Consider the following 14071-nt stretch of genomic DNA (forward strand, 5'->3'; position numbering starts at 1 on the left):
TTTCGCGAACGGAACGTCGAATCATGCGGTTTATTCGTCTTTCCATTCGGCACCGGCAATATCCGAATACGCGATTCGGCGAATGCCGGACGCGTTCTCCAATCGAAGCGTTCCCTGAATCGGACTGGCATCGGTCACGATTCCTTCCACCCATTCGCCGGAGGAATTTCCTTGCAGCCGAAGCTTAACGGACGAATGAAGCACGAGCGACCTTTTGACCGCTTCGGCAATATGATCCAGTTCGTCCTGATGCAAAATAACGCGCCTGCCTTGATCCCTTTCCGCCGACGCGCGCAGGATGCGCTGCCTGTATTCCGGCAGAATCATGCGACTGGCTTCCCAAATTCCGTTACCCTCTAGTTTTTTCGTCATTTGTAATGTCCTCCGATCTTGTCCGCCCGGTCCTGCGCCCGTGCGGCCTTCGTCAAAGAATGCCCGCGCACGATCGCCGTCTCGCCGAAACGGTCTTTGATTTCGTCCATGGCCCGATCCAGAAGCCGTTGCCGTTCCCGGTCTTCGAATAGCGAGGGTTGGTAAACATCGGAGGACAAAAGGCCGCCCAACGATAAATGAAGCCTTTTGACCGGCATGCCGTCCCAACCGTCCCGAAACAGGCGGAGCGCTTCGCGATACAATTCCGCCGTGATATCGCTGGGGTCGGGCAATATTCCGCGCCGATGAAACCCTTCGCTTCTCCGATATCCGCCTTCGCCGCCCGCTCCTACCGACAACGAATCCCCCATGCGCTTCATGCGCCTGGCCCTGCGCCCGATCTCGGTACATAATTCGAGCAGCACCGTCTCGATCTCTCCCGCTTCCCGATAAAGCCGGGGCAGCGTGATCGTCGTGCCGATCTGCTTTTGTTCGCGCTCCGTCCACGGCGATACCGGAGAATCGTCCATGCCGTTCGCGACGCGCCATAATACTTCTCCGTTGACTCCCCAGCGTTTTTTCAATTTCGTTACCGGCGTTCGCGCCAGTTCCCCGATCGAAAGAATGCGCAGGGCGAGCAAATGCTTTTCCATGCGCGAACCGACGCCCCACATATGCCTGATCGGCTCAGGCCAAATCAAGGTTTCCCAGTCTTTTTTCGTATGTATGCGGATAATTCCGTTTTCTGTCCGTTTGGCAACCAGGTCGCATGCCAATTTAGCCTGAATTTTATTCGCGCCGATGCCGAACCTGGCCCGCACGCCGGTCTCCACGGCGATGCGGGATTGAACGAGCCGGGCCAATTCTTCCGGGCTCCCGCCGTGCAAGCGCAAAGAACCCGTGACGTCCATAAACATTTCGTCGATCGAATAAGGCTCCACAAGATCGGTATAGGCTTCGAGAATTCCGGCGATCAACGCGGAAATTTCGATATATTCGCCCATGCGCGGACGAATCGCGACCAGATCCGGACACTTTGCCAAAGCGGAGCTTAACCGTTCTCCGGTACGAACGCCATGCCTTTTGGCAATAGCGCAAGCCGCGAGTACCGCGCTTGAAGGAACGGAAGGTTCTCCGACCACGGCAAGAGGACGTTCGCGGTATTCCGGATGTCTGGATTTTTCGACCCCGGCGTAAAAGCTTTCCATATCCACCAACATGATGACCCGACTTTTGCCCGGCATGATCTCTCCCTCCCGACAAAGTCAAAATAAGCAGCTCGGTTCAGCGCCTTTATTTTCTTACTTCAATATTATACACCGAACATCAGTTCTGTAAACGGGTTTTTTGCGCTTTTTCCGAGCGGATCGAATACGCGCCTTGGGGCAAACGGCAGCTGCGGGCGTTCGAATCCAACAGCCGTCCGGGCAAACATTTTGATTCCCGCGCCGCATTCCCGGGTAAATCCACAAAAGCATGACGGACAAGGACTTTTTTATCAACCACATCTTGGGAGGGCGACACCATGGCTATTTTCTCGAATAAAAAAACGATCTTCATCACGGGCGCCGGCAGCGGGCTGGGCAAAGGAACCGCGATCGGATTGGCGCGTGCGGGGCATCGCGTGATCGCGACCGTGGAAACAATCTCGCAGGTCCCGGAGTTTCGCGAGTACGCCAATTCGGAAGGATTGGATATCGAAGTCTTTAAGCTGGACGTCAACAATCCGCTCGACCGGGCGCAGGTCGAAGAACATGATTTCGATATCTTCGTCAACAACGCCGCGATCGGCCATACCGGTCCTTTCGCGGAAGTTCCCGTAGATAACGTACGGCAAGTATTCGAAACGAATTTTTTCAGTTCGATCGAATTGGCTCAAATCGCCGCACGCAAGTTCGTTGCCAAAAAGAAAGGCAAAATCGTGTTTACCAGCTCGATCGCCGGCCTTAGCGTCAACCCGTTCCTCGGTCCTTACTGCGCCTCCAAGCACGCGCTCGAAGCGCTGGCGCAGGCTTTGCAGCAGGAGTTGGAACCTTACGGCGTACAGGTCGCGACGATCAATCCGGGACCTTACAAAACCGGCTTCAACGATATGATGTTCGAGGAAAAAGAAAAATGGTACGACGAAAAAACGAACTTCACCAAACGCTCCGACCTGCTCAAAGGCGAACAGATGCTGGCCCAGCAGTTCGACCCGCAGGACATGGTCGACAAAATGGTCGAAATCATTCCGCAGGACAAGCATAACTTCCGCACCGTATGGCCGGAAGCTTCGGAGCAGCAGGTCAAGGAATACCAAGCGAAGCTGTGGGAGCAGAAGATTTAAATACGGACGCGATCATGGATCGTTCGGATGAACCGTCGGGATCTTTACCGGGTAACTATTAAAAAAGACTGCTCTGAAGCCGTTTGCCGGCTTCAGAGCAGTCTTTTCGCTTGTCAGGCCGTCTCTAGCGCGAACCCGAAATCTACGAATCCACGCAGATTCAAGGCTTCCATCCCGGCTTCAACACCCGCACCAACGCCTCGAAATAATAATAATCCCCCCAGATCGTACACTCGTCAATCCCGATCCCTCGAGGTTTGTTATATACGCCATGCTTCAATACACCGTTCGACCCCGGCAGATCGCGCGTCGTATACCCCGCATCGAGCGCGGTCAAAATCGCCAAAGCCTGCCTTTCCGCCTGCTTCCGTTCCTCGCCGGAGGGAAGCTGCCTTGCCAATTCCAGCAAGCCGCAAGCCGCAACGGCCGAAGCCGAAGAATCTCTCTCCTGCGCATTTCCCGTCAAAAACACAAGGTCCCAATATACGACGCCGTCAGGCGGGGTACGCTCGTCAAAGTAATCAGCCAATGTTTTCGACAGCTCCATCAGATCCTTTTCATGCGTATGCAGATAGCTCAGCATAAAGCCGTAAATGCCCCATGCCTGCCCGCGCGCCCAGCACGAATCGTCCGCATGTCCCTGATGCGTCGTGCCGTATTGCGGCTCTCCCGTCTCGGCATCCATATAGTAGGTATGATACGTCGTGCGATCCGGCCGTACCAGATATCGCGCCGACTGACGGACGTGACTGCGAGCCTGATCCGCGTAGCGCGGATCGCCGGTTTCTTCGCTTGCCCAATACAGCAGCGGCAGATTCATCAGGCAGTCGATGATCATTCGTCCGCGTTCTTCGGGATCGTCGAGATTCCCCCACGCCTGCACGATGCCCGCTTGGGGAAGATAGCGCGAAGAGAGCAGCTCCGCCGCGATCAATCCGGCCTCCCGGGCTTTCGGGTTGCCGGTGATCCGGTATTCGTTGACCGCGGACAGACTGTATAAAAAGCCCAAGTCATGCGTATCCGTGCCGATGCGTCCGTCCAGGCGCGCGCGGTAATCGGGAAGCTGACTCTCGGCGGCTTGGCGGTATTTGACGTCCCCGGTCAATTCGTAAGCCAACCAAAGCATCCCGCTCCAAAAGCCTGACGTCCACTCGAAGTTGGCGATGGCCGGGTAGACGCCGCCTACGCTGGAAGGAGCCGGATAAGCGCACGGCCCGAACGTTTCAAGACCGGCATCGATACGTTTGAGCACGAAAGCCGCGGCACGCTCAAAAATCGGGGTTCGACTCTGCTCCATTTCCGCTGCGGGCCTCTCTTCGTCTACCATGCTCTTTTCTGACTGTACCGGATTCAAAGTTACTTCCTCGGCGTTCTTTTTACTCATCGGATACACCTCCCCCAAAGTTAAGCCGAAACGTCTTGATCTCGTACGGTTTGAGCGTGAACCGCCAAACTCCGGACCGTTCTTCGCCGATCGGACGTTCCAACAAATCCGTTTCCTGCCAATGCAGGGCTTCGGCGAAGGACGACATCTCCATCTCGCCGCTTCTTCCCTCGCATTCATGCAGGCGCACGATCCATCTGTTTTCGTCCTCGGCTGCTTTGAAAGCATCAATAGCCGCTCGCGAATCCGATCCGTTCAGCCCTGTCGCACGCAGAAGCGAGCGGCCATGCAGGCTTGAACTTCCTTCCCAAGCGACGGGCGGGCTGTTCAAGCTCCAAGCTTGCCGCATCGTGCCGCCTTCCGCCCAATCGCCCGCATGAGGCAGCAGCGAGTACGTAAAGACATGCTCGCCGAGATCCGCTTCCGGATCCGGGTACTCCGCCGACTTGATCAAGCTCAACCGCAGCGTATGGTCTTTGACGTCGTATCCGTATTTGCAATCGTTAAGCAGACTGACGCCGTACCCCCGTTCCGACAGATCCGCCCATTGATGTCCCACCGTCTCGAACCGGGCATAATCCCAGCTCGTATTCCAATGGGTCGGACGCTTCACGTTGCCGAACTGGATATCGTAAGAAGCTTCGGTGGCCCGAATCGCGACGGGAAAAGCAACTTTCAACAGCTGCCTGCGTTCCTGCCAATCCACCGTCGTGCAAAAATCGATGCGGCGATGGCCCGTATACAGGCGCATTTCCTGAGTGATCACCGAATCGCCGTACGCCCATTCCATCTCGATCGAAACACGCAGCGGACCGTTTTCTTTTAGCCGCATGAATCGAAGGGTGTCCACGGTCCGCATCTTTTCCTTGTAAAACAGATCGATGTTCCAAGCGTCGAATTGCAGCGGCTTGTCTTCAAATATCTGGAATACGTTTCCGCGCTCGCCGGATGCCAGTACCTCGCGCCGATGCTCACGGTCATATAAACGACTCAGGCCCCCTCGTTCATCCCATTCCACAATGTAAAACGGCGTTTCCAACCTGTTTTCCTGCCATATAAATCCCGGTTCGGAAGCGATAGCGCGAGCCGGTTCTATTCGATCCGTACTTTCCGAAGCTTCCGACGGATCGCCCTCCGGATCAAATATCAGCTCATTGAAACCCAGCGGAGCCACATCCCCCGTATCGACCAACCAACCCTTTTCAGTCCGTTGAAAAGCAAGCCGCCGTCCATCCGCCGTACGCCAGCTGCAGCCGCCCACTTCAATAATGCCGAGTTCTTCCTGCCCGCTCAGTTGTTCATGCGTATCCCAACCCCTGATTTCGACAGGTTCCGAGCTGCTCCAGGAAGAGTCGTTGAATACGGTATAGGTACGGGAACGCTGCGATCTTGGCACTCGAACGGTAGAGGCTTGAGCGACTTCTTTTCCCGTTTCCGGCGGCAGCCCGCCCTCGTCCGTCCACCTCTCGGCGGCTTCCGCGTCCTGCGTCGATTGATCCTTCGTCTCCGCCGCTGCGGCAGGACGATAAGCATCGACTCCTTCTGCTCGCGTTTCAATGAAAGTCAGTGCTTGAATCGACGCTTCATCGACCGACGCGACCAGCGAATTCGCCTCTTCGTATTCCAAGCGCGCATCCTCGTACACTTCTCCGATCGAAGAGCCGGGGATGATATCGTGAAACTGATTGCGCAGCGCGATCTTCCAGGCTTGATCTAACCGCTGCTGCCCTGCCGGCGCATCATGCCCGCCCAACAGACCCGCGGCCGCATTCAACAGTTCCGAACGCCGAAGAGCCAGCTCCAGACGCCGGTTCGCTTTTTTGATCCAAGCCTGGCTCGTATACGTCCCCCGGTGATTTTCCAAATACAGCTCGCCGTCCCACGTATGCACGTACCCTTCCGTCTCCGCCGCCGTGCGCTCCAAACGGTCGAAATAGTCGTCCGCCCTGCCCGTTACGGTTCGCGGCAATCCCGGCATATGCTCTAATCTACGACGCATTTCCAGCATGTCGCGATTGACCCCGCCGCCTCCGTCCCCGTAACCGTAGCAGAGCAGCAGCTCGCGGTTCATCTCCCGATCTTTATACTGCTCCCAGATTCCCTGTACCGTTTTCGGCACGATATATCCGTTGTACGTATAGTAGGTCTCTTCCGGGAACTCGATCTCCGGCGTGGTGATAAAATGGGTCAGCACTTCCGAACCGTCGATCCCCCGCCAAACGAAGGTGTCGTGCGGCATCCGGTTATACTGGCTCCAACTGATCTTGGTCGTCATGAACGAAGTGATGCCGGATTTGCGCAGGATCTGGGGAAGCGCCCAGCTGTAGCCGAACACGTCGGGCAGCCATAGATAACGGTTCTCCACCCCGAATTCATCCCGGAAAAAGCGCGTTCCGTGCAAAATTTGCCGGACCAACGACTCGCCCGAGCTTAAGTTGCAATCCGCTTCCAGCCACATGGCGCCTCCGGCTTCCCAGCGTCCTTCGGCCACCTTTTTCGCGATCTCTTCGTACAGCCGCGGGTAGTCCTGCTTCACGTATTCGTACAGCTGCGGCTGGGTCTGAAGGAACACGTAATCCGGGTAATGCTTCATCAGCTCCAACACGGTGGAAAAAGATCGGGCCGCTTTTTCCCGCGTATGCCGAAGCCGCCAAAGCCAGGCCACGTCGATATGGGTATGCCCGATGCAGTTGACGGTGATCGGATCGGCCGATTGCGGATAATTCGCGCGCAGCTTAACCAAGCGGCGCTCAAGTTCGGCAAGCGCCGTTTCGACGGATACATAAAAAGATTCCGTGCCGGGCTTCGACCAATCCAGCAGACGGAAAGAATGATCCAGCGCCGATAACAGATCGCCGCGTTCCGCCCGCGTATCGGCAAGGATATCGACCGTCTCCAGCATTGCGCGTCCCGTATAGTACAGATCGTCCGACGCCGCATGCAGCAGGGCGATCTCGGCCTGCCCCAGCCTATGCTCTTGCGGCGTCTTCGGCCCTCCGCCTTCCAAACCGGACCACAAACGAAAATGCAGATGAACTTCACTGTCTGCAAGATCGTTCAGGAAAACTTCGCGATGATTGGAGTCGACGCCTTGGCGCGGCTGACCGTTCACGAACAGCAGCGATTCGAATCCTCTGCTGTTGCCGTGCGGCGTGGTGCCGAAATCGAATCGGCCGACAAGGCGGAAGCCGGGCGGCGCAGTCGGAAGCACCGACGACAGACGCAGCCACAAATAACGGTCCCGCCCTTCCCAACGCTGCCCCGGCGGCACGGCCGTCCAGCCTTCGTTGTCGGCTTCCGGCGGTAAGGCGGCAATATCCCCATCGGGATCGGGGCAGATTTCCAGCTCTTCGAACTTCGATAACGTTCGATATCTTAGCGATTCCAATTCCGTCAGGCGGGCTTTCAGTTTTTCTTCGGTTTTGAACATGAAGCAAGCCTCCGTTCGACAACAGAATGGTGGTTACGAATCAAGTGCGTTCTTTTCGTCCAAACGAAATTCGGAACGTCCGGCCTGCATTTTCCGCTTCCACATGCCGGAGTCGAAATCGAATCGAAGTCCTTCCGCTTCGCATTCCTCGTTCGGGTCTCGATCGAGCGCGAAATAACACCAGGCGTCCGCGGATAGCGACGTCGCCGCCCGCAATCCTTCCCGATAGTCCAGCGCGGCGCTTCCTTTGAGCAGGGAGCTGAATAGGCAGCGCCCTTCCCGCTTGAGGTAACTGCCGTTATGCAGGGCAATCCGCCCCAACGAACCGTCCTTCTCGTAAAACAAGACCGTCAGGAAAGCATCCGTCTCCCAAACGCCGAACCCCGCATGCGAATTATCGTGCATGACGCGACCGTCCGCGCGGCGGTTGACCATCAGCTCGACGCGGCTGCCGTTCGTGCGTTTCAGGGAGATCGCTTGCATGCCGTCGCCGATTGCGGAATCGGACAATTCGGAAGGTTCCGCATCCGATCCTGCCGTTCCCGTCAATCGCTCGACCGTCAATTCTTCCTCTTCGGAACCCGGCAGCAGAAACACGCTCAGGAACTTGATCCGCCCGTCTTCCGATCCGGAACGGATTTTGGCATAATCGGCTTCGGGAAAAACATCCTCCAACCCCGTTGCTCGGGAAAAAGAGTTCAGATATCCTTGTTCCGAAACATATTCTTTCGTTTCGGGGTAGGGATGCAGCACTTGCAGCTTCATCTCCGCCCGTTCCATGGACAACGACGGCTCCGCCCGGCCTTGTTCGATCTTCATCCCGGCAGGCATATGCAGCAGCCATTCGAACGTGCCGCTCTCCCGGGCTTGCAAATCGTCGATCAGAATCATGGCGCCGTCCACGCAGACGAAATGCCGGTAAAAGCGCCGGTACGCCCCGGCGTAAGGACCTGTGCAATCCGCCAACAGATACCGGTAGCCGGGAGTGTCCAGCCAATCGGGAATGCATCCGGGGAATTTGGTTCCTTCCTCAATCAGCGCAGGCGGTTGGCCGTGACCGTTGAACAAAACCACGTTGTGCGCGGCAGACTGCCGATAGTAGGCGTTATACAGCGGCTTGGAATACGCGCAGTGCCCGGAATCGTCAACGAAAGTCCGTCCGCCGACGGTCAGGATGAACGTCCCGACGTCCAGATGATTGTGATTCCAGCTTTCTCCCGTCTTCACGGCCAGCACGACCTGCTCCCCGCCGCTTTGCCAGCGCACGAAGCCGTAGCCCGAATGCCCCAGCACGGCGATTCCTTCTTTTTCGCTCGACACGGGGGGTTGAATAGGCAGATGTTCCGGATAAAAAGCGAACTCGGCCGCTTCCGACGGTTCTCCTTTAATGTACGCGAACAATCCGAGCATGTCGCCCCGCCGCTGCATATCGGCCAAACGGAGCCAGACGTAAGCATGCAAAGTCCGATCGCCTTCGTCGCCGAAATGAAACGTGCCGACCTGCCCTTTTCCGCGCTCCGATTGACGTTCGGCAGGTTCCGATAAGGGTTTCGATTCAGGGTTCGCCTCTGAGCCTTTATCCCCGTCTTGCGCCCGTTTCCAATAAATCGTTTCCAGGTACACGTCCGGAATCTGCCGCAGCACCTCCGATTCGCCCAGCTTCGCATCGCCTGTCCGCCTCCGGTAAGCGGCTTCGAACACCAGAAAATTGCCTAACGCGTAATCCAAATACCCCATCGTTTCGACATAATCGCCGTCCGCCCCGAAATTCGCTTGTTTGTTTTGAAGCACGTTTCCCGGATAGGCGAACCACTCGCGGATGCCTTCCGTGATCGTATGCAGCGCTTCGTCCGCGTGAGGAACACGACCTTCGAGCGCTAGCAGCAGCAGACCGGCCGCGGATACGCAGACAATCCACCAATTATGACCCATTGTATCCAGCGCATGAATCTTTTTGACCGGATGCAGCCAATCTTCGTACAGCGGCAGATAAGCTTTCTCGTACAGCATCTGCTCGATTTGCCGCCGCTCCTCCGCGTTGCAAGCATGACGCACCGCGTCGTAAGCCGAAGCCAGCCGAAGCCCGATATCCGCCGTCCACAAATCCGACTGCCGCCCGCCGCCGCTCTGATACACCCAACGGTCTTCTTCGCTTAACAAAGTAATCAATCCCGCGGCCAGCGCTTCCGCTTTCCGGCTGTCCGTCATGCGCGCGTAAAATGCCAGGTTCTGCGCTTCCTTCGCCAGCATCCGCACTTCGTTCCCGAGCGTGAAAAGCTTGCTTCCGCCGTAAGTCAACCAGCGTTCGCGCAGCGAAGCGATTCGCTGCCTTGCTTCCCGCACCCACGCCGCGTCCCGGCTTTCCATCTTTTCCGCAAAAGCCGCCCAACCCCGGCCCATGGCAGGATCGGATTGAATCAAACGCCGGCTTCGGGCTAACGTCTCTTCGTCATAAATCAACATAGTCGTCCTCCCGCAAGCGGCTTCGGAGCGACAATCCGCCCGAAGCCGTTTTTTTCGTTCTATGATCGCCGCGCGGTTCGTTCTTACTCGAACTTCATCGTGTACAGTTCTTTCATGAAGATCCAGGAGTCTTTGTTGTCTTGGTACCACTGCTTGTACCAGTCTTCGAGCGCTTGGCCGCCGGACGCGTACCATGATTTTTTCACGTCTTCGACGCCTTGATCGACGGTGTAAGCATCTCCGCTGACGATCGCTTTGGCCATGGTATCGTTCATCGTGTTCCAGCCGTCGTTGAACGTCGTCGTCATCGCTTTATCGAGCGAAGGACGGAACTTGGCATGCGTGAAGCCGGGATGCGGATGCTCGGGGTCGAGGTAGAGCTTGTCCATTTCTTGGGCGATCGCGATCCATTCCTGATCGATCGGGTCGGTCGAATCTGCCGGACGTCCGCCGATCTTGTTGTCGTTCAGGATATACTTCGGCATAAACATGCGGTAGTCGTTGGTGTAACCCATCTGCGTTTCGTTTTTCGCTTCGTCGATCGGTTTCATCGTGCCGTCTGCTTCCTTGGTGTAATTCTCGCCTTCGATGCCGTTCGCGAACGTCTCGACCGTCGACGGCGTGACCATGAAGTCGATGTACTGCATAACCGCTTCCGGATCTTTCGCGTTGGCGTTTACCGCCCCCGTCATCTGGAGAGCCGGGTTGAAGTCGGGACCGAAACGGCCGAATTGACTTTCCGGGAATGCCATCGCCGTGACTTTGGCGTTCGGATCGGTGTTTTTCAGCGTATCGAAGTTTTTGCTGATGACGGTGCTGTAAGCCAAGTAGATGCCCAGCTTGCCGCTGGCGAAGTCCTGCTCGGCTTTTTGGCCGTTTTTGTCCGACAGGAAGTCTTTGTCCACGATGCCGTTGTCGAACAGCTTTTTCTTGAAATCGTAAGCGGGCTTGATCCGGTCGAATTGCCGCACCAACTGATCGTTTTCGACGATGAACATCTCGTTTTGGAACATGGCATCGATATAATAGGTAGCGAATTGGCTCAAGTTGATGCCGTACGTGTCTTTGACCCCGTTTCCGTCCGGGTCTTGATTGGCAAAGGCGTCCGCTACCGCATACAGTTCGTCGACCGTTTGCGGAACTTCAAGTCCCAGCTTGTCGAGCCAATCCTGACGAATCACCATCGCGCCGAGCACTTCCGGTTTGGTAACCATGCCGATCAGGTACATTTTCCCGTCCGGCTTGGTGCCGAGCGTCTTGAGCGCCGGAACCTTTTCCAGCAGCGCCTTGTATTCGGTACTGTTGTTCGCGACCAGATCGTCCAGCGGAAGCAGCTGCTTTTGCGCCCACAGCGAGTTCAGGAAGTCGGTATCGTACTCCAGCACCAGATCGGGCGCGTCGCCGGAAGCGAACAGCATGCTGTACTTTTGCTGCGACTCGTTGCGGGGAATCGGCACGAATTTGGCGTTGACCGGACCGTTTTCGTTGATCCATTTCGTCCAGCGGTTGTCCGAGTACGTGCCTTCTTCTTTCGGAATTTGGCCGCGGTCGTAGATGGAGACGCTGACTTCTTTTTTGCCGCCGTCTCCGCCCTCTCCGCTGTCCGCGCTTTGCTTTTCGTTCGTTCCGCAGCCGCTCAATACCATCGACAACGCCATAACCGCCGCGAATCCGCCCGTCACCTTTTTGCTCCAGCTCTTTTTGCCCATACTCTTACCCCTCTCTGTTTGTGATCATCCTTTAACCGAACCGATGAGCATGCCTTTGACGAAATATTTTTGCAAAAACGGATAAACGATCAGCATAGGAAGAATCATGACGATGATCCCGGCGGAACGGATGGACTCGGGCGCCAGCTTGCGGAAAGCGTCCGGATCAAGCATCGCCAGTTCCGACATGAGCGACTGACTCTGAATCATATTTTGCACGAGCACCGATAAGTTGAAGCGCTCGGGATCATTGATATAAATCAGAACGTTGAAGAAAGAGTTCCAATGCGCCACCCCGTAAAAAAGGGCAATCGTCGCGATGACGGGAATCGACAGCGGAAGCACGATCCGCAAAATAATGCGCCATTCCCCGCTGCCGTCAATCCGCGCCGCATCTTCCAACTCCTCCGGGATATTTTCGAAAAAAGAGCGCAAGACGAGCAGATTGTAGACGCTGACGAGTCCGGGCAGCCATAACGCGCCGTAGTTGCCGACCAGTCCGAGCGACTTCGCCAGCAGATAGTTCGGGATCAGGCCCGCCGTGAACAGCATGGTGAACACGATCGCCAGCGTCAGGAACCGTCTTGCATAGAAATGCTTGCGGGACAGCGGATACGCCGCCAAAATCGTGAAGACCATGTTCAGCCCCGTGCCGACGAGCGTGATGATCACGCTGTTTTGAAAAGCGCCCACGATATTGGTGTCTTCGATCAGTTTGCTGTACGCCGTCCAGGTAAAATCCCGCGGCCATAAGCTGACCTTGCCGAGCGTAATCGCTTCGTTACCGCTGAGGGACAAGGCCAAGATGTGAATGATCGGCAGCAGGCAGCTCAGGGCGGCCAGGGCCAGAATGAAATAGTTGACGCCGTAAAACACTTTTTCTCCGCTTGTCGATTTCACCTTGCTTCTCCTCCTTTTGTCGATTCGCCGCCGTTTACCATAGTCCGCGTCCCGAACGTCTGGCGATGCCGTTGACGAGCAGCACCAGCGTCAGCCCGATCAGCGATTCGAACAATCCCATCGCCGTGGCGTAGCTGAATTGTCCCGATCCGAGACCGATTTTGAAGTTCCACGTGCTGATGACCTCGGCAACGTTGACGACGACTGGATTTTGCAGCACGTACACCTGATCGAATCCGACGTCCATTACGTTCCCGATATTCAGAATAAACATCAGGATAATCGTCGGCATCAGGCCGGGCAGCGTAATATGGAGGATTTGCTTCCATTTGCCCGCCCCGTCCATTCCCGCCGCCTCGTACAGACTCGGATCGATCGAGGTCAGCGCGGCCAGGTAGATGATCGCCGACCAGCCCGCCCCTTTCCAGATGCCCGAAGCGACGAAAATGGTGATCCACGATCCTTCGTTGAACAGGAACGGATACGTGCTGCCAGTGAGACGTTCCAGCATATTGTTGACGAAGCCCGTCTCGATCGAGAACATCATCAGCACCAGCCCGCCGACGATGACCCAGTTAAGGAAGTGCGGAAGATAGAGCAGCGTCTGCGCCCAGCGTTTGAACCAAGAGCGGCGAACTTCGTTGAGCAGGATCGCCAGAATGACGGGGAACGGGAAACCGACGAATACCGTCAGTGCGCTCAGCACCAGCGTGTTGCGGATAATGCCGAGCGTGTCGGGATTCTGGAACAAATACTTGTAGTTGTCGAAGCCGACCCACGGACTGCCGAGTATGCCGTCCGCGAAGTTGTAGTCCTTGAACGCGATGATAAAACCGAACATGGGCACGTATTTGAAAAGAATGAAAAAGATCGCGATCGGCAGGAACATGATGAGGAGCGGTTTGTTCATGTTCCATCTTCTGCGTCTGCCGAGAGCGCTGTTCGCTCTCATGCGCTCGGCCTTCTCGCTGTTTTTTTGCGCTTGGATGTCCAGGCTGCCCATTGCTTCACCTCCGGGTGGATGTAAGGATCAAGATGATACAGGATGCGGCGGAGGCCCGAAGATGTGGCACGTCGCATGAGAGAAGCGCGCTTTCCGTTTGGGAAGGAATACGGATGCGGGTTTAGGAAAGCGCTTCCTCGTTGGTGCAACGTTAATGTACCGAAAGCGGGAATATTGGGCAATTGTCAGGTTTCGAGGAGGTAACGTTTTTTGCGATTAGCGAGTATCGGACGGAAAAAAGGAGCGAGAAAGCTAGGTGGGGTAAGGGATTCACGTTTTTTGACGGGGTTTCAGAATTTGATTCTTGTGGAGAAGATTGGGATCTGAGGGAGAAATTACTAGCATAGGCTCCCGAAGTGCATTTCTTCGAAATGCTTCACAAGGCGCTGTCTCACCCGGAAAGTTGAATAGGATTTGAATAAGGGGCTTTCCGGGTTCAAAGGCGTCTTTCACTGAATTTCTCCCTTCGCGTTTGCTTCTTATT

The 14071-nt window shown here is 56.0% G+C and carries 9 protein-coding genes; 1 reads left to right on the forward strand and 8 read right to left on the reverse strand.

The features are described from left to right. Window positions 1-30: 30 nt before the first annotated feature. Entirely contained in the window at window positions 31-372 is a 342-nt protein-coding gene (locus tag HRQ63_RS03875) for a YolD-like family protein (protein ID WP_172239349.1), read from the reverse strand. After that, window positions 369-1616, reverse strand: coding sequence for a DNA polymerase IV (locus HRQ63_RS03880; protein WP_172239352.1), 1248 nt, complete (start codon window positions 1614-1616; stop codon window positions 369-371). The genes HRQ63_RS03875 and HRQ63_RS03880 overlap by 4 nt, the downstream gene beginning before the upstream one ends. 281 nt (window positions 1617-1897) lie before the next feature. Between HRQ63_RS03880 and HRQ63_RS03885 the strand changes: the two genes are divergently transcribed. Beyond that, window positions 1898-2698, forward strand: a complete 801-nt coding sequence (locus HRQ63_RS03885; RefSeq protein WP_172239355.1) for an SDR family oxidoreductase — start codon at window positions 1898-1900, stop codon at window positions 2696-2698. A gap of 160 nt (window positions 2699-2858) precedes the next feature. Here HRQ63_RS03885 and HRQ63_RS03890 read toward each other — a convergent pair whose 3' ends face one another. The 6 genes from HRQ63_RS03890 to HRQ63_RS03915 all read right to left on the reverse strand — a co-directional run bounded on the left by HRQ63_RS03890 (window position 2859) and on the right by HRQ63_RS03915 (window position 13587). Then, window positions 2859-4082, reverse strand: coding sequence for a glycoside hydrolase family 88 protein (locus tag HRQ63_RS03890; RefSeq protein ID WP_229714056.1), 1224 nt, complete (start codon window positions 4080-4082; stop codon window positions 2859-2861). Continuing rightward, on the reverse strand, window positions 4075-7512 hold the full coding sequence (locus HRQ63_RS03895) for an alpha-mannosidase (protein ID WP_172239358.1): 3438 nt from the start codon (window positions 7510-7512) through the stop codon (window positions 4075-4077). Before HRQ63_RS03895 ends, HRQ63_RS03890 begins: the two co-directional genes overlap by 8 nt. Before the next feature lie 33 nt (window positions 7513-7545). Further along, window positions 7546-9975 (reverse strand): heparinase II/III domain-containing protein, encoded by a 2430-nt coding sequence (locus HRQ63_RS03900; RefSeq protein ID WP_172239361.1) that lies wholly within the window; start codon window positions 9973-9975, stop codon window positions 7546-7548. Window positions 9976-10058: 83 nt separating this feature from the next. Next, entirely contained in the window at window positions 10059-11684 is a 1626-nt protein-coding gene (locus tag HRQ63_RS03905; RefSeq protein WP_172239364.1) for an extracellular solute-binding protein, read from the reverse strand. Between the two features lie 24 nt (window positions 11685-11708). Then, the gene (locus HRQ63_RS03910; RefSeq protein WP_172239366.1) at window positions 11709-12584 is read right to left on the reverse strand and encodes a carbohydrate ABC transporter permease; all 876 of its coding nucleotides are present in this window, start codon (window positions 12582-12584) and stop codon (window positions 11709-11711) included. A gap of 34 nt (window positions 12585-12618) precedes the next feature. After that, window positions 12619-13587, reverse strand: a complete 969-nt coding sequence (locus tag HRQ63_RS03915) for an ABC transporter permease (RefSeq protein WP_229714057.1) — start codon at window positions 13585-13587, stop codon at window positions 12619-12621. Window positions 13588-14071: the final 484 nt, after the last annotated feature.

This window comes from Saccharibacillus endophyticus, assembly GCF_013185185.1.
GTDB lineage: Bacteria > Bacillota > Bacilli > Paenibacillales > Paenibacillaceae > Saccharibacillus > Saccharibacillus endophyticus.

Bases quoted from the DNA above. Each gene is read 5' to 3' on its own strand.
- HRQ63_RS03875 (WP_172239349.1), bottom strand. From the start codon at position 372: ATGACGAAAAAACTAGAGGGTAACGGAATTTGGGAAGCCAGTCGCATG.
- HRQ63_RS03880 (WP_172239352.1), bottom strand. From the start codon at position 1,616: ATGCCGGGCAAAAGTCGGGTCATCATGTTGGTGGATATGGAAAGCTTT.
- HRQ63_RS03885 (WP_172239355.1), top strand. From the start codon at position 1,898: ATGGCTATTTTCTCGAATAAAAAAACGATCTTCATCACGGGCGCCGGC.
- HRQ63_RS03890 (WP_229714056.1), bottom strand. From the start codon at position 4,082: ATGAGTAAAAAGAACGCCGAGGAAGTAACTTTGAATCCGGTACAGTCA.
- HRQ63_RS03895 (WP_172239358.1), bottom strand. From the start codon at position 7,512: ATGTTCAAAACCGAAGAAAAACTGAAAGCCCGCCTGACGGAATTGGAA.
- HRQ63_RS03900 (WP_172239361.1), bottom strand. From the start codon at position 9,975: ATGTTGATTTATGACGAAGAGACGTTAGCCCGAAGCCGGCGTTTGATT.
- HRQ63_RS03905 (WP_172239364.1), bottom strand. From the start codon at position 11,684: ATGGGCAAAAAGAGCTGGAGCAAAAAGGTGACGGGCGGATTCGCGGCG.
- HRQ63_RS03915 (WP_229714057.1), bottom strand. From the start codon at position 13,587: ATGGGCAGCCTGGACATCCAAGCGCAAAAAAACAGCGAGAAGGCCGAG.